Consider the following 15,020-nt stretch of genomic DNA (forward strand, 5'->3'; position numbering starts at 1 on the left):
CGGCAATTGATCGCCAACTGCGGTTGTCATCCACGCATGGAAGCCAACTACGACTTCGCCGCCACCGGCACATACTCAAGCGCTACAACCCCGTTGCTGAATGGCGTTGCGGAGATCAACTCAAGCGGCACTTGTTCACCAGGCGGGAACAGCTCCTTGCCCTGGCCGACGGCGCCGGGATAGCTGAGCAGCCTGACGCGGTCGACCAGACCGTGGCGCAGCAATTCCTGCGCGACGCTGAGGCTGCCATGCACATAGATGTTGCCGCCGCTGCCTTCCTTCAGGGCTCGCACCGCCACCGGCAGTGAGCCCTTGAGCAGTTCGGCAGGCTTCCAGTCGAGCGCCTTCAAGGTGCTGGAAGCGACATACTTCGGCAGCGCGTTGAACCGGTCGGCGAAGTCCCCGGTTTCACCAGGCCATGAGCCGGCAAAGATCTCATAGGTCGTGCGCCCCAGAAGCATGGCGCCGCTGTCGGCCAGTTCGTCCTCCTTGAACCTGTTCATCTCATCGTTCCAAGTGATGCTTGGCAGCTTCTCGACCTCTGCGATGCCATCAACGCTGATGAATTCGGTGACGATAAGTTTTCTCATGGCGTCCTCCTTCTTTGCTCAAAGGACGAACCGCAGGGACGTTTTGCGACACCGAGTAAAAGAAATCGGAGGCGCTTGTCAGAGAGAAGGAGTTTCTCCGGGTAGATTAAGCTCCAAGAACGAATTGGCGCGACATCCCAGCGGATATCCCCAGACGTTCATAAAAAACTCGCCGCGCAGCTAACGCCCGCACCCGCATTTTTTTGCAATGGCATCGCGAGCACTGTTTCAAACAGTGAGGCATCGCTTGGCTTCCGGCTTGGGACCGGCAGACTTAAGAGATACTCAGTCCTTCGCCCGCTCCACATAGGCCCCATCCGCCGTCATCACCACCACGCGGGTGCCGGGTGCGATGTGCGGCGGCACTGTGGTGCGGACACCGTTGGAGAGCACGGCGGGCTTGTAGGAGGACGATGCGGTCTGGCCCTTGGTCGTCGGCTCGGTCTCGACCACTTCGAAGGTGGCACGCTGCGGCAGCACCAGGGAAATGGCGATGCCGTTGAACTGCGAGACCTGCACCGGCATGCCTTCCTGCAGATAGGGCGCGGCGTCGCCGACCACGGCTTCCGACACCGCCACCTGGTCGTAGGTTTCCGGGTTCATGAAGTGATAGCCTTCGCCGTCGGCGTAGAGGAAGGTGTGCTCACGCTCCTCGACATAGGCGCGCTCCACCTGCTCGGTGGTGCGGTAGCGCTCCGAGACCTTCACTCCATCGCCGATGCGGCGCATGTCGAGCTGCGTCACCGGCGTGCCCTTGCCTGGGTGGATGTTTTCGGCAAAGAGGATCACATAAAGCTTGCCGTCCTTTTCGACGACATTGCCTTTGCGGAGCGAACTGGCGATGACTTTCACCACGGTTTTTTATCCTGCGAGAGTTGATGGACGTTTGCCGGCTTGTGCGGCGCTGGATGGGGGCCTAGCGCATCTCGGCGCGAACCGCCAGCCCCCAGTGCAAACTGACACGCCCGTGGCCCGGCGATGACCGCCGCTTCGCCCTGGTGGACGCCTGACGTTCACGCCGACCGCCGCCCGCGCCTGATGCTGCGCAATGGCCTGACCGCCGCTTTGCGCGACTGGTTCGCCCGCCACGATTTCATCGAAGTGGAAACCGCGGCGCTGCAGGTCTCGCCCGGCAACGAGGCGCATCTGGCGGCTTTCGCCACGGAGGTGGTCGGGGCCGATGGTGCGCGGTCGCCGCTGTACCTCCACACCTCGCCGGAATTCGCCTGCAAGAAGCTGCTTGCCGCCGGCGAGCGGCGCATTTTCAGCCTGGGGCCGGTCTGGCGCAACCGCGAGCGCGGCCCCTTGCACCATCCCGAATTCACCATGCTCGAATGGTACCGGGTGGGCGAGACCTATGAGAGCCTGATGCGCGACTGCGCCGATCTATTGGTGTTGGCGGCGACCAGGGCAGGGGCCAAGCGGTTCTCCTTCCGGGACCGCGATTGCGATCCGTTCGCCGAGCCGGAGCGGCTGACGGTGGCGGATGCCTTCACCCACTATTCCGGCATCGATCTCCTCGCCACGGTCGCCGCCGACGGGAGCACAGACCGCGAGGCGCTTTACGCCGCCTTGATCAAGGCCGGCCTGCGCACGGCGCCCGACGACAGCTGGGCCGACCTGTTCAGCCGCGTCATGGTGGAAAAGATCGAGCCCAATCTGGGCATCGGCCGCGCGACCATCCTGTGCGAATACCCGGTCGCCGAGGCCGCACTTGCCCGGCCGAGCCCTAGGGATGCCCGCGTCGCCGAGCGCTTCGAGCTCTATTGCTGCGGTGTCGAGCTCGCCAACGGCTTTGGCGAACTGACCGACCCGGCCGAGCAGCGCCGGCGCTTCATCCTCGAGATGGACGAGAAGGAGCGCATCTATGGCGAGCGCTACCCGCTGGACGAGGATTTTCTCGCCGCCCTTGCCATCATGCCGCAGGCCAGCGGCATCGCGCTCGGCTTCGACCGGCTGGTGATGCTGGCGACCGGTGCGCGGAAAATCGAGGATGTGATCTGGACGCCGGTCGCCGGGTCGTGAGTCCGGGCTCGCCCCAGCTCAATGCGCGAAAACCTGCTCCAGCGAGCGAAAACCCTTGAACTCCAAGGCATTGCCCGAAGGATCGCGAATGAAGAGCGTTGCCTGCTCGCCGGGTTCGCCCTTGAAGCGCACCATTGGCCGTTCCAGCCAGTCGATGTCGTCGCGCGCTTCCAGCCGTGCCGCCAGGCGCTGCCACTCGTCCATCAACAGCACGGCGCCAAAATGCGGGATCGGCACCAAAATGCCGTCGACCTTGCCGTCGCTTGCGGCTGGCGCGGCTTGTGGCCGCAAATGCGCCGACATCTGGTGGCCGAAGAGATCGAAATCGACCCATGTCGCCGAGGAGCGGCCGATCGTGCAACCCAACACCTCGCCATAGAAAATACGGGTTTCATCGAGATCACGGACCGGAAAAGCGAGATGGAAAGGCGTCATAGAAGATGCTCCGTGCAATCTGCGGGCTGCGTTTTTGCTTCACTCGGTTCCTGAAGGAAGCCGTGAAGCTGCATTTTGATAGAGGCCTGTGCCATTGCACAAGCCGGACCGGAACAATAGATGGGTGGGCAGCGGCCAGACGCTGGCCGCAACAGCAGGAATCACAGGCATGGCCGATATAACAGACGCTGCAAGACTGACCGATCGCGTTGCGGCGCTGGTCGAGGCTGCCAAAAAGGCCGGCGCCGATGCCGCCGACGCGGTGGCCGTGCGCGGCCGCTCCACCGGCGTGTCGGTTCGACTCGGCAAGGTCGAGGCCACCGAGGCTTCCGAGAGCGAGGATGTCGCGCTGCGCGTCTTCGTCGGCCAGAAGGTCGCCAGCGTTTCGGCGACCGCCGCGTCCGACCCGAAAGCGCTCGCCGAGCGCGCTGTCGCAATGGCGAAAGTGTCGCCGGAGGATCCCTATCAGGGTCTTGCCGATCCGGCGCTGCTTGCCAAGCGGACGCCCGATCTCGACCTGTTCGACGCCACCGAGGTGTCGGCCGACCAGTTGAAGGAGGCGGCATTGGCGGCGGAAGCGGCGGCGCTTGCCGTCAAGGGCGTCACCAATTCGTCCGGCAGCAGCGCCGGGGCCGGCATGGGCGGCCTTGTGCTGGCCACCTCGCACGGCTTTCTCGGCCATTATGTCGTCTCGCGCTTTTCGCGCTCGGCCAGCGTCATTGCCGGCGAGGGCACCGGCATGGAGCGCGACTATGAATTCTCCTCGCGCCTGCATTTTAGCGATCTCGATGCGCCCGAAGACATCGGCCGCAAGGCCGGCGAGCGCGCGGTGCGCCGCATCGGCGCGCGCAAGGCGGCGACCGGGCCGGTCGACGTGGTGTTCGACCCGCGCGTTGCCCGCGGCATCGCCGGCCATCTTGCCGGCGCCATCAATGGCGCCTCCGTCGCGCGCAAAACCTCGTTCCTGCGCGACATGATGGGCAAGCAGGTCGCCGCTGCCGCCATCACCGTCACCGACGAGCCGCTGCGGCGGCGTGGCCAGGCGTCGCGTCCATTCGACGGCGAAGGCATCGAGGGCGAGAAGCTCTTGATGGTCGAAAAGGGCGTCCTCAACCACTGGTTCCTGTCGACGTCCGCCGCGCGCGAGCTTGGCCTTGTCACCAACGGGCGTGGCTCGCGCAGCGGCTCCTCCGTCTCCCCATCCTCCACCAATCTCGCCATCGAGCCGGGCGAACGCTCGCCGCAGGACATGATCAAGTCGCTCAAGAGCGGCTTCTATGTCACCGAAGTGTTCGGCCAGGGCGTCGACATGATCACCGGCGAATACAGTCGCGGCGCCTCCGGCTTCTGGATCGAGAATGGCGCGCTGGCCTATCCGGTCGCTGAAGTCACCATCGCCTCCAATCTGAAGACCATGTTCCTGAACATGGTGCCGGCTGATGACCTCGACCGCAATTTCGGCACGGCGGCCCCCACGCTTCTGATCGAAGGCATGACCCTTGCCGGAGCATGAGTTGATCTCGACCGACGCTACGGAAGACCTGCCGCTGCTGCGCGACGCCGCCCGCGAGGCGGGCCTCATCGCCATGCGCTACTTCGGCCAAAGCCCGCAGGTCTGGATGAAGGGCGGCACCTCGCCTGTGAGCGAGGCCGATCACGCGGCGGATGCCTATCTGCGCCAGACGCTGCTGGCGGCGCGGCCGGATTATGGCTGGCTGTCGGAAGAGACCGTCGATGATCCGGCCCGGCTTTCGGCGCGCCGCACCTTCGTCGTCGACCCGATCGACGGCACGCGCGGCTTCCTGGAGGGCCAGCGCACCTGGTGTGTCAGCGTCGCCGCCGTCGAAAATGGCCGCACGCTCGCCGGCGTGCTCGAATGTCCGGCGTTGGATGAGACCTACTGGGCGCTGCCCGGCCAGGGCGCCTTCCGCAACGGCAGGCGCATCGCGGTGCGCCAGCCCGGCGAGAAGGCCGAGATTTCAGGGTTGAAGCAGCTCATCGACCTGATGCCGGCGGGCTGGCAGAAGCGGTTGACGCGGGCGCCCTATAGCCCTTCGCTCGCCTACCGCTTAGCGATGATCGCCAACGGCACGCTCGACGGCACCTTCGTCAAGCCGAACGCGCATGACTGGGATATCGCCGCCGCCGACCTCATCCTGCGCGAGGCCGGCGGGCAGTTGCTCGACCCGCATGGCCGTGCGCCGCTCTACGCCGGCGAGGTGACCCGCCACGGCGCGCTCGCCGCCGGCAGCGGCGACCTGCTGGCGGTGCTGGTCGATGTCATCGCCGGGCTGGATGCGTGAAAGCGTTTTCGAAGGTTCCAAAGTCGATGGCTTTGGTCTAGACCTGTCACAAACTCACAATATGTGAAGGACCGACATGGCCGCGGAAGACGGAAAGAAACAGCTTTTGCATCTGGTGTTCGGCGGCGAACTGAAGAAGCTTGGCGGTACCGAGTTCCGCGACCTCGACGGGCTCGACATCGTCGGCATCTATCCCGACTATCAATCCGCGCATACGGCGTGGAAAGCCAAGGCGCAAGCCAGCGTGGACAATGCCCATATGCGTTATTTCGTCGTTCATCTGCACCGTCTCCTGGATCCCGACAGCAAGGCCGCCGGTTGACCTCGATGGAGCATGACCTGGCGAAAGGGCCAGCCGGCGATGCCGCGCCCACGGGCAGGGGCGGCAGCCGCACGACCAAGACCTTCTGGCGCAAGATCCGCGAACCCCTCGCGCAGTCGCGATTCGTCAAAAACGCCATTGCCAGCCTGCTGGCGCAATTCGTGCGCCTGGTGCGCCTGACCAGCCCGCTGGTCGCCGGATCGGCACGCTTTTCGGGCGGCGCCTACGCCGAGTTCGAGCCCGGCATCATCGCTTTGTGGCACGGCCAGCATCTGTTGACGCCGGCCTATTACCCCAAGCGCAAGCCGCTGGTCGCCATGGTGTCGCGCAGCGCCGATGCCGAGCTCAACGCGCTGATGCTGGAAAAATTCGGCATCGAGGCGGTGCGCGGTTCGGGCGGCCGCGAGAATGCCAGGCATCTCGACAAGGGCGGGGCCAAGGCGCTCATCGCCCTGAAAAAGTCGCTCAGTGCCGGCAAGAACGTCGCCATGATCGCAGACATACCCCATGGCACGCCGCGCGACGCAGGGCTTGGTATCGTCCTCCTGGCGCGCCTCTCGGGCCGGCCGCTGCTGCCTGTCGCCATCGCCACCAGCCGCCGCAAGGTGCTGGAAAAGAGCTGGGACAAGACCACCATCAACCTGCCGTTCGGCCGTTCCGCCGTGACCATCGGCACGCCGATCTTCGTGCCGGCCGACGCCGACGAAGCAGAAATGGAGCGCAAGCGCCAGGAAGTGACGGTCGCGCTCAACGCCGCCACCGCCGAGGCCTACCGTCTCGTGGATGGCCCGCGATGAGCGGTCGCTGGGCGCGCGCCATGCTGTCGGCCTACCGGTTCGCCGGTGCCGCGGCCTATCCGCTGGTCGGGCCCTATGTTGCCTGGCGCACCTCGCGCGGCAAGGAGGACCGCAACCGCCGCCGCGAGCGCTACGGCGTCGCCGGCCGGCCGCGTCCTGAAGGGCCAGTGATCTGGATCCATGCCGCGAGCGTCGGCGAGACCATCGCCGTCGTGCCGCTGGTCGAAAGCATTCTCGACTATGGCGTCAACATCGTGCTGACCACAGGCACCGTGACATCGGCCCAGGTCGCCGACGAGCGGCTTGGCAACCGCATCATCCACCAATATGTGCCGCTCGACCTGAAGCCGGCAGTCAGCCGGTTCCTCGATCACTGGCGGCCGGACCTGGCGATCATCGCCGAATCCGAGATCTGGCCGATGACCATCCTCGAGCTTGGCGCGCGCCATGTGCCGCAGGTGCTGGTCAACGGCCGGCTGTCCGACCGCTCGTTCACCTCATGGAAGAAGCGGGCCAACATCGCCGAGGCGCTGTTCGAAAACCTAGCCCATGTCGTCGCCCAGTCCGATGTCGACGGCGAGCGTTTTCGCGCGCTGGGCGCCCGGCCGGTCACGGTGTCGGGCAACCTCAAGGTCGACACCAACCCGCCGCCGGTCGATGATCGGGCGCTGGGCACCTTGCAGCGGCAGATCGGCAAGCGCCCGACCTGGGCGGCGATCTCGACCCATGATGGCGAGGAGGTGGTCGCGGCGGAAGTCCACGCGACGCTGCACAAGCGTCACCACGGCTTGCTGACGATCGTCGTTCCGCGCCATCCCGATCGTGCCGAAGCCCTTGCCGCGCAGATTTCCGGCATGGGCCTGAAGGTCGCGCGGCGCAGCAAGGGCGATCGCATCGGACCAGACACCGATATCCTGCTCGGCGATACGATCGGCGAGATGGGCCTGTATCTCCGGCTGACCGAGATCGCTTTCGTCGGCCGTTCGCTGACCTCCGAGGGCGGGCAGAATCCGCTCGAACCGGCCATGCTCGACACGGCGGTTCTGGCCGGCCGCAATGTGCAGAATTTTCGCGAGGCCTATCAGCGCCTGATCGACAGCGGCGGCGCCAAGCTGGTGCGCGACCGCGACATGCTGGCCGGCGCCGTCAACTTCCTTTTGACCAACGAAGTGGCGCGCCACGAAATGATGGCGGCGGGCATCGCGACTGTCGACGAGATGCGCGGTGCCCTGGCGCGCACGCTGAAATCGCTTGAACCCTATATCCAGCCCCTGGTCGTCAAGTCGCGCCTGAAGGGCGCCAACGGGCGCTAGAGCCGGATGATTTCAGGTCTATTCGACCTGAAATCTGAATCCGCCTTTAAATCAAGGAGATAGAGCATGATGTCACCCGAAAACCGTTTCACACTTTTCGGCATCATGCTCTAGCGTGGCGTCCGAAGCACCACCATTCTGGTGGGAAAAGCCGGACTGGAAAGTCCTGGCGCTATCGCCGCTGTCGGCCGTCTATGCGCTCGTCGCCGGCCGCGGCATGCGGCGCGCGCGGCGCGAGAAGATCGAGGCGCCGGTCCTGTGCATCGGCAATTTCACCGTCGGCGGCACCGGCAAGACGCCGGTGGCCATCGCGCTCGCCCAACAGGCCAAGCGCATGCGGCTCAAGCCCGGCTTCCTGTCGCGCGGCCATGGCGGCTCCTTCGCCGAGCCGCATGTCGTCGATAGCCATCACGACAGCGCCAGGCATGTCGGCGACGAGCCGCTGCTGCTCGCCGAACACGCGCCCGTTGCGGTGACGCCCAATCGCGCCGCAGGCGCTCGGCTGCTGCTGGAAAGGCACGGCTGCGACTTCCTGATCATGGACGACGGATTTCAGAGCGCGCGCATCCACATCGACTACGCGCTGGTCGTGGTCGATGCCCGCTACGGCATCGGCAATGGCCGCGTCATCCCTGGCGGCCCGCTCCGCGCCAAAATCGTCGACCAGCTGGTCTTCACCAGCGGGCTGTTGAAGATGGGCGAGGGCAGCGCCGCCGACCCGGTGGTCCGCCAGGCGGCGCGCGCCGGCAGGCCGATCTTCGAGGCCCACACCGAGCCGAGCAGCAAGGCAGGGCTTGCCGGCAAGCGCTTCCTGGCCTTCGCCGGCATCGGCCATCCCGAGAAATTCTTCGACACCATTCGGGAGGCCGGCGGCGAGGTGGCTCTTTCGCGGCCCTTCCCGGACCATCATTTCTACGCCGAGGACGAGCTGGCCGAACTGGCGATGACGGCGCGCGCGGAAGGTCTCGGCCTCATCACCACGGCCAAGGATGCCGCCCGGCTGCGCCATGGCGCCCAGCAGGACTTCCTCGACCGTCTCGACGTGTTGGAAATCGACACGGTGTTTGAACTCGAGCATGTGCCTGAGCGCATCATCGAGGAAACGCTCGATGCCTGGCGGCAGCGCAAGCTGAAGGGCTAAGCAATTCCAGGAAAAGTGTGAACGGTTTTCCGTCCGGAATTGCGTCAAAACAAAGAGTTAGAGCGATTCGCCGTTTCCATGAAACGGTGAAACGCTCTAGCTGCGCTTGCGCAGCTCCGGATGCACCTCGATTTCGCGGCGCAGCGAAGCGGTGGCGTTCACGTAAGGCTCCTGCCTGGCGACGCTCCAGTATTTCAGCTCGTCCAACGGGATGCTTTCCCCGGTCACGGCACAGCGCACGAACGAGCCGGGGCTGGTGACCTGGAAATCGCCATCGAGGTAGCGGATGCGGGCTTCCTTGCCGCCCGGGCCTTCAAAACGGTTCATCATGCGCTGGTGCCGAATGTCATGGAGATTTCATCGCCACAAATCTGCGGCCGGGTCAAGCATGCGACAAGCCTCAGACAATGCCGAGGCGTTACGACAGGTGCGAAAAGCGCTTTTGTTGGGGGCACGATGGATATTTCTTCCGCCCGCCTGGCTTCCTTGCTCAAGGAAGCGATGACGCTGCAACCCTTGCCGTTGGCGAAAGCCGATCCGGTCAGGGCGGCCTTGGTCAGGGAATTGATCCAGCCAGCCACACCCTCCCTGTTCGCTCAACGGACGGCGCCGGCGCTGCTGGCGATGCCTGCGGCGCCGATGGCCGTTAGATCGCAGCAGATTGCTTCAGCCGGTATCGTCGAGGCCTATCAGGCGCAGCTGGAGACAAGGGACGAGGCGGTGCTGGCAACGGTCGCGGCGAGAAAGGCAACGCCCGAAGCCGAAACGCAGCGAGGCTTCGTGCCGCCTTCGACAACAGCCAACGATAACGCTCCCGCCAGGGCCGCAGGCTTGTCCTTGCTGTCGTTCATCCCGCCGCCGGCTCCGGTCCGGCGCGGTGCGGCCGCTCCTGATACGCCGGCAGTACGGCACAGGCCGGCCAATCAATCCCACGGTGCGGTGCCGAATCCCGAACGCCTCTTGGTGAAGATCGGTTTTGTCTCGATCATGACCGGCCTGTTGGCAATTATGGTCTTCGGGTTCGTCCTGCTGCTGTTTCGCTGAAATCCGGATCAGCCCGGAATATATTGGAACCTACCGCTCGGCCCCGATGAACGCCTCGATCTTCTCCGCCGCCAAGCCGGCCTGCTGCGCGATGCGGCGGGCGAGGTCGGCTGCGGCGGTTCGTGGCCGTCCCGTCGGCCGGTCGAGCCAGTAGGACACCGGATTGAGCGCTGTGCGCTCATCGACGGCGGTGATGCGGCCCGACGCTAGCTGATGCCCGCTCAGCGGCGGCCGCGCCAGCGCGATGCCGAGCCCATAGGCGGCCGCGTCGAGCACCAGATTGTAGTCCTCGAAGCGGCGGTCCTGCGGGCGCGGCCGGTAGTCCATGCCTTGCGCCGCGAACCAGGCGCGCCAGCCGGAAGCGTCGGAATCGTTGATCAGCGGAAATTTGAGCAGCCGGGCCGGGTCGCCGCGGCCGATCTCGCGCGCCAGCTCCGGCGAGGCGACGGGGAAGACATGCTCTTCGAAAAGCTGCACCGAAACACGGCCCGGAATGCCGCCGCGGCCACAGCGGATCGACAGGTCGATGCCCTCGTCGGCAAGGTCGGCCTGGCGGACGTCGACATCGAGCACGATGCGCAGCTTGGAGGGATTGTTCTCCAGTGCCGCCATGCGCGGCATCAGCCAAAGCCCGCTCACCGATGGGATCGAGGTCAGCCGCACGACCGCCGTGCCGCGCGGCTCGACCCAGCGGTCGGAATGGCTCGATATCAGCGCGAAAGCTTCCGACGTGCGCAGATGCAGCCGGTTGCCTTCGATCGTCAGCGAGACGCCACGCGCGCCGCGGTCGAACACTTTCAGGCCCAGCCAATCCTCCAGCTTGGCGATCTGCCGGCTGACCGCGCCATGGGTGATGTTGAGTTTCTCGGCCGCCGCCGAAAAGCTGCCGGTTCGCGCCGCCGCGTCGAACGCCCGCAGGGTTTCGAGAGGCACCATCGTATCTGAGCTGTGATCCATAGTCACAGGTGATCCTCGATTTGATCGTTTGTCAACGGGCCGAAAATGGCGTTTTCTGCCTTTCAGGACGGGAACAACGCGAGGAGAGTGAGATGGGTGCGATGACGGGCACGTTGAATCAGACACAGCGCATGGACACCACGGCCATCGTCGCCGTGGCCCTGACGGTGGTCGGCTGGGCATCCGCCTTCCCGGCAATCCGCGCCGGTCTCGCTGCCTTTCAACCTCTGGAACTCGGCGCCATGCGCTTCGCCATCGCCGCGGTGCCGGCGGCGATCTTCCTTGCCGTCAAGCGCCCGGCGCTGCCCAGGATCGGCGAATTGTGGCGCTTCGCCTTTGGCGGCGCCATCTTCGTCGCGCTCTACACCGCCATGCTCAATTTCGGCGAACTGACGGTCTCGGCCGGTGCCGCCGGCTTCATCATCAATGTCAGCCCGATCTTCACCGCCATCATGGCGATGGCGCTTCTGGGCGAGCGCTTTTCCGGCATGGCGTGGCTCGGCACCTTTATTTCCTTCGCCGGCATCGGCATTATTGCCATGGCCGATGGCAACGGCCTGCACTTCAATGCCGGCGCTCTGCTGGTTTTGGGGTCCGCGCTGTGCTCGGCCGTCAACACCATCGTCCAGAAGCCGCTGTTCGCCCGTCACCATCCGCTGACCATTTCGGCCTTCAACATGGTGCTCGGCGCGCTCTGCCTGGCGCCCTTCCTGCCTGCCGCTTTCCAGCAGGGGGCCGTCGCCGACACCGCCGGTCTCGGCGCCGTCATCTATCTCGGCATCGTGCCGAGCCTGATCGCCTATGCCGCCTGGGCGACCGCCCTGTCGCGCCTGCCTGCGGCACGAGCCTCGAACTTCCTCTATCTGGTCTCGCCGGTGTCCGCCCTGATCGGCTTCTTCTGGCTCGGCGAAGTGCCGACGCTGCTCGGCATCCTTGGCGGCGCGCTGGCGCTCGGTGGTGTGATCGTGGTGAATTTGAAGCGGTGAATCAGAGGGTTGGGATTGTTCCTTGATTCGAAAAAGAGCCGCTTAAGCGGCTCTTTTCGGACCCCCACCCCGCTGCTTCGCAGCGACCCTCCCCACAAGGGGGAGGGTAAAGAGCGAGGCTCCCTACCTCCCCCTTGTGGGGAGGTCGGACCGAAGGTCCGGGTGGGGGCTGCGCCGCCCAGCCTTCACCGCCGCCCGAACAGCCGCTCGATATCAGCCAGTTTGAGTTCGATATAGGTCGGCCGTCCGTGATTGCAGGTTCCGGAACCCGGCGTCGCCTCCATCTGCCGCAGCAGCGCGTTCATCTCCTCGGGCTTGAGCAGCCGGCCGGAGCGTACCGATCCGTGGCAGGCCATGGTGGCGGCGATCTTGCCCAGCCGCTCCTTCAGCGTCTCGACCGTGTCGTTGTCGGCGATCTCGTCGGCGAGGTCACGCACCAATTGCCCGACATTGGTCTCGCCCAGCATCGACGGCGTCTCGCGCACCGCGACGGCGCCCGGGCCGAAACGCTCGATGCCGAGCCCGAAGCGGGCGAGCGTTTCCGAATGCATGGCGAGCCGCTCGGCATCCTCTTCCGGCAGGTCGATGATTTCAGGCAGGAGCAGCATCTGGGAGGGGACCGGCCGCGAATGCAGCGCGTTCTTCAGCGCCTCATAGACCAGCCGCTCATGCGCAGCATGCTGGTCGACGATGACCAGCGAATCGCGGGTTTGCGCCACGATGTAGTTTTCGTGCACCTGCGCGCGTGCCGCACCAAGCACCGCGCCGAGCAGCGTCTCGGCCGCCTCGCTCTGTCCGGCGCGCGCATCGGCGCTGGCAAGCGGGCCGGCATCGAACGCCGCCTGGTCGGGCTCACGCAAGCCGCGATGCTCGAAGCCCGCGCCGTCGAACTGCATATCGAGCGGCCGCTGCGACGATCGCGCCGGATCGAAACCGGCCGAGCCGGAGGCGTGGTACGATGCTTCGTAGCTGCGATGGCCGTTGGCCGGGCCGCCATGGCCGTAGGATGCGGCACCCGGACGGAACGCCGCCATCATGCCTGCCGCGCCCGTGGTGGCTGAACGGATACCGGCATCGGCCAGTGCCTGGCGGATGGCGCCGACGATCAGCCCGCGCACCAGGCCCGGATCGCGAAAACGGACGTCGGCCTTGGCCGGGTGGACGTTGACGTCGACCGTTCCCGGATCGAGCGTCAGGAACAGCACCGTCACCGCGTGGCGGTCGCGCGGCAGCACGTCGGCGAAGGCGCCTCGGATGGCGCCGGCGATCAGCTTGTCGCGCACCGGCCGGCCGTTGACATAGGCATATTGCTGCAGCGCGTTGGCGCGGGTGAAGGACGGGATCGACACATGGCCGGTCAGATGCACGCCTTCGCGCATCGCGTCGATGGTGATGGAATTTTCGGGAAACTCGGCGCCCATCACCTGGGCGACGCGGCGCAGGCTGCCTTCGGCACTTTCGTCGGTTGCCGGCAATTCCAGCGTCGAGCGGTCGGAGCCTGCCAGCGTGAACCGCACGGCGGGAAAGGCGATGGCGATGCGCTTGACCACATCGCTGATGGCCGAGCTTTCGGCGCGCTCGCCCTTCATGAATTTCAGCCGTGCCGGTGTTGCGAAGAACAGGTCGCGCACCTCGACCGTGGTGCCGCGATTGGCCGCCGCCGGCCTGACAGGCAGGATACGGCCGCCCTCGATGCCGATCTCGGCGGCGCTATCGCCCAAGGCCGTGCGCGAGCGGATCGACAGCCGCGACACCGAGCCGATCGACGGCAGCGCCTCGCCGCGAAAACCGAGTGAGCGGATGTCGTGGATATCCTCGGCAAGCTTGGACGTGCAGTGGCGCGCGATGGCCAGCGAAAGCTCATGTTCGGGGATGCCGGAGCCGTCATCGGTGACCCGGATCAGGTTCAGCCCGCCGCCAGCGGTGACAACCTCGACCTTGCTCGCACCGGCATCGAGCGCGTTCTCGACCAGTTCCTTGACCACACTTGCCGGACGCTCGATGACTTCGCCGGCGGCGATCTGGTTGATCATCGTTTCGGAAAGCTGGCGAATGGGCATGACGACAGTATAGGCGGATTCGTGTCGCGCGGGCGAGGGTGAACTGAGCAAACGAACTATGCCTGCGCGACCAGCCAGTCCCTGACCTTGCGGGCATTGTCGCTGAGCTCGCGGTTTTTCGGCCAGATGACGTGGAATCCGATGCCGGTCCGCAGCACATGATCCGTCACCGGCACCAACAGTCCTGATGCCACGAGGCGCTCGACAAGATGACGCCAGCCGAGGGAAATGCCTTGTCCCTCCATGACCGCCTGAATCACCAAGGCATAGTCATTGATGCGCAATCCGCGCTCGGCATTGCGCAGGCTGGTTCCGGCTGACGCGAACCATTCGTCCCAGTTCGGGGCCTCGCGGTAGGGCTCCTCGAGATGGATGAGCCGGTGCATGGCAAGTTCGGCGACGGTCTCCGGCAGCCCAAACTTCGCCAGATAGTTGGGTCCCGCGACCGGGAAGATCTCCTCGTCGGCAAGCGACAGCGAATGATAATCCGGCCAGTCGCGCGGCACGCCGCCGCGTACGCCTAGCGGGATGCCCTCGGCGATGATGTCGAGGTCGCGGTCGGCGGTCTGGATGCGCAGATCGACGCCTGGCAGTTCGTCGCGGAACTGCTGCAGCCGCGGCATCATCCAGAACGAGCCGAAGGCGGTCGAGGCGGCGAGCGTCACATGGCCGCCGGTCGCCTGCAGGCGCAGATCCTCCGCCGACTTGCGGATATGCGACAGCCCGAGCGAGACGTCGGCGTGGAAGCGCTCGCCGGCCTCCGTCAGGAGAACCTGGCGGTGGCGGCGCTGGAAGAGCTTGGCGCCGAGCTGTTCCTCCAGCCCGCGCACGGCGTAGGAGACGGCCGCCTGCGTCATGCCGAGCTCGCGACCGGCGGCGGTAAAGCTCGACAGCCGGCCGGCCGCCTCGAAGACGATCAGGCTGCCGGCCGAGGGCAGGAGGTGGCGCAGGCTTCGCATAAGGAGAGTTTATACAAGAGATCAGGATTTTCCAGCGTCACAGCTATATCTCGTCTCGCTAAGTTGATGGGGCTGTTGGAGGATGAGT

16 protein-coding genes are annotated in these 15,020 nt (G+C 65.5%); 9 read left to right on the forward strand and 7 right to left on the reverse strand.

Features of this window, described 5'->3' with window-relative positions; all coding sequences use genetic code 11:
- Positions 1-47 precede the first annotated feature (47 nt).
- Both X743_RS151585 and efp read right to left on the reverse strand, forming a co-directional pair.
- Positions 48-590, reverse strand: coding sequence for a dihydrofolate reductase family protein (locus tag X743_RS151585; protein ID WP_023766507.1), 543 nt, complete (start codon positions 588-590; stop codon positions 48-50).
- Between the two features lie 285 nt (positions 591-875).
- A complete protein-coding gene (efp, locus tag X743_RS151580; RefSeq protein ID WP_023766508.1) occupies positions 876-1,442 on the reverse strand; it encodes an elongation factor P in 567 nt (188 codons plus the stop codon).
- Positions 1,443-1,568: 126 nt separating this feature from the next.
- On the opposite strand from efp, the gene epmA reads away from it, so the two are divergent.
- Entirely contained in the window at positions 1,569-2,615 is a 1,047-nt protein-coding gene (gene epmA, locus X743_RS151575) for an EF-P lysine aminoacylase EpmA (RefSeq protein ID WP_023766509.1), read from the forward strand.
- An 18-nt stretch (positions 2,616-2,633) separates the two neighbouring features.
- Here the strand turns inward: epmA and X743_RS151570 are convergent, their stop codons facing one another.
- On the reverse strand, positions 2,634-3,050 hold the full coding sequence (locus X743_RS151570; RefSeq protein WP_023766510.1) for a VOC family protein: 417 nt from the start codon (positions 3,048-3,050) through the stop codon (positions 2,634-2,636).
- 169 nt (positions 3,051-3,219) lie between these two features.
- Between X743_RS151570 and X743_RS151565 the strand changes: the two genes are divergently transcribed.
- The 6 genes from X743_RS151565 (at position 3,220) to lpxK (ending at position 8,926) form a co-directional block, all read left to right on the forward strand.
- Entirely contained in the window at positions 3,220-4,563 is a 1,344-nt protein-coding gene (locus X743_RS151565; protein ID WP_023766511.1) for a TldD/PmbA family protein, read from the forward strand.
- Entirely contained in the window at positions 4,550-5,353 is an 804-nt protein-coding gene (locus X743_RS151560) for a 3'(2'),5'-bisphosphate nucleotidase CysQ (RefSeq protein WP_023766512.1), read from the forward strand. The genes X743_RS151565 and X743_RS151560 overlap by 14 nt, the downstream gene beginning before the upstream one ends.
- Positions 5,354-5,429: 76 nt before the next feature.
- Positions 5,430-5,675 (forward strand): DUF4170 domain-containing protein, encoded by a 246-nt coding sequence (locus X743_RS151555; protein ID WP_013896111.1) that lies wholly within the window; start codon positions 5,430-5,432, stop codon positions 5,673-5,675.
- A gap of 5 nt (positions 5,676-5,680) precedes the next feature.
- Positions 5,681-6,472, forward strand: coding sequence for a lysophospholipid acyltransferase family protein (locus tag X743_RS151550; RefSeq protein ID WP_023766513.1), 792 nt, complete (start codon positions 5,681-5,683; stop codon positions 6,470-6,472).
- On the forward strand, positions 6,469-7,785 hold the full coding sequence (gene waaA / locus X743_RS151545) for a lipid IV(A) 3-deoxy-D-manno-octulosonic acid transferase (protein WP_023766514.1): 1,317 nt from the start codon (positions 6,469-6,471) through the stop codon (positions 7,783-7,785). Before X743_RS151550 ends, waaA begins: the two co-directional genes overlap by 4 nt.
- A gap of 115 nt (positions 7,786-7,900) precedes the next feature.
- Positions 7,901-8,926: a tetraacyldisaccharide 4'-kinase gene (lpxK, locus tag X743_RS151540; protein WP_023766515.1), complete on the forward strand. Its 1,026-nt coding sequence runs from the start codon at positions 7,901-7,903 to the stop codon at positions 8,924-8,926.
- 96 nt (positions 8,927-9,022) lie between these two features.
- Here the strand turns inward: lpxK and X743_RS151535 are convergent, their stop codons facing one another.
- Entirely contained in the window at positions 9,023-9,256 is a 234-nt protein-coding gene (locus X743_RS151535) for a DUF2093 domain-containing protein (RefSeq protein ID WP_023779388.1), read from the reverse strand.
- A gap of 18 nt (positions 9,257-9,274) precedes the next feature.
- On the opposite strand from X743_RS151535, the gene X743_RS151530 reads away from it, so the two are divergent.
- Positions 9,275-9,970 carry a hypothetical protein gene (locus tag X743_RS151530; RefSeq protein WP_245264241.1) on the forward strand — a complete coding sequence of 232 codons (696 nt, stop codon included), beginning with the start codon at positions 9,275-9,277 and terminating at the stop codon, positions 9,968-9,970.
- 30 nt (positions 9,971-10,000) lie between these two features.
- On the opposite strand, the gene X743_RS151525 is transcribed toward X743_RS151530, so the two are convergent.
- Positions 10,001-10,927, reverse strand: a complete 927-nt coding sequence (locus X743_RS151525) for a LysR substrate-binding domain-containing protein (protein ID WP_023766518.1) — start codon at positions 10,925-10,927, stop codon at positions 10,001-10,003.
- A 92-nt stretch (positions 10,928-11,019) separates the two neighbouring features.
- On the opposite strand from X743_RS151525, the gene X743_RS151520 reads away from it, so the two are divergent.
- Complete coding sequence (locus tag X743_RS151520) at positions 11,020-11,913, forward strand: DMT family transporter (RefSeq protein WP_023766519.1); 894 nt, start codon at positions 11,020-11,022, stop codon at positions 11,911-11,913.
- A gap of 185 nt (positions 11,914-12,098) precedes the next feature.
- On the opposite strand, the gene mutL is transcribed toward X743_RS151520, so the two are convergent.
- Together mutL and X743_RS151510 are read right to left on the reverse strand one after the other, a co-directional pair.
- The gene (gene mutL / locus X743_RS151515) at positions 12,099-13,973 is read right to left on the reverse strand and encodes a DNA mismatch repair endonuclease MutL (protein ID WP_023766520.1); all 1,875 of its coding nucleotides are present in this window, start codon (positions 13,971-13,973) and stop codon (positions 12,099-12,101) included.
- 56 nt (positions 13,974-14,029) lie between these two features.
- Positions 14,030-14,932, reverse strand: coding sequence for a LysR substrate-binding domain-containing protein (locus tag X743_RS151510; RefSeq protein ID WP_023766521.1), 903 nt, complete (start codon positions 14,930-14,932; stop codon positions 14,030-14,032).
- Positions 14,933-15,020: the final 88 nt, after the last annotated feature.

The organism is Mesorhizobium sp. LNHC232B00, assembly GCF_000502435.1.
In the GTDB taxonomy this organism is placed as follows: domain Bacteria; phylum Pseudomonadota; class Alphaproteobacteria; order Rhizobiales; family Rhizobiaceae; genus Mesorhizobium; species Mesorhizobium opportunistum.

Coding starts and splice junctions, on each gene's coding strand:
- X743_RS151585 (WP_023766507.1), bottom strand. CDS start 590: ATGAGAAAACTTATCGTCACCGAATTCATCAGCGTTGATGGCATCGCA.
- epmA (WP_023766509.1), top strand. CDS start 1,569: ATGACCGCCGCTTCGCCCTGGTGGACGCCTGACGTTCACGCCGACCGC.
- X743_RS151570 (WP_023766510.1), bottom strand. CDS start 3,050: ATGACGCCTTTCCATCTCGCTTTTCCGGTCCGTGATCTCGATGAAACC.
- X743_RS151565 (WP_023766511.1), top strand. CDS start 3,220: ATGGCCGATATAACAGACGCTGCAAGACTGACCGATCGCGTTGCGGCG.
- X743_RS151555 (WP_013896111.1), top strand. CDS start 5,430: ATGGCCGCGGAAGACGGAAAGAAACAGCTTTTGCATCTGGTGTTCGGC.
- X743_RS151550 (WP_023766513.1), top strand. CDS start 5,681: ATGGAGCATGACCTGGCGAAAGGGCCAGCCGGCGATGCCGCGCCCACG.
- waaA (WP_023766514.1), top strand. CDS start 6,469: ATGAGCGGTCGCTGGGCGCGCGCCATGCTGTCGGCCTACCGGTTCGCC.
- X743_RS151535 (WP_023779388.1), bottom strand. CDS start 9,256: ATGATGAACCGTTTTGAAGGCCCGGGCGGCAAGGAAGCCCGCATCCGC.
- X743_RS151530 (WP_245264241.1), top strand. CDS start 9,275: ATGGAGATTTCATCGCCACAAATCTGCGGCCGGGTCAAGCATGCGACA.
- X743_RS151525 (WP_023766518.1), bottom strand. CDS start 10,927: ATGGATCACAGCTCAGATACGATGGTGCCTCTCGAAACCCTGCGGGCG.
- X743_RS151520 (WP_023766519.1), top strand. CDS start 11,020: ATGGGTGCGATGACGGGCACGTTGAATCAGACACAGCGCATGGACACC.
- mutL (WP_023766520.1), bottom strand. CDS start 13,973: ATGCCCATTCGCCAGCTTTCCGAAACGATGATCAACCAGATCGCCGCC.
- X743_RS151510 (WP_023766521.1), bottom strand. CDS start 14,932: ATGCGAAGCCTGCGCCACCTCCTGCCCTCGGCCGGCAGCCTGATCGTC.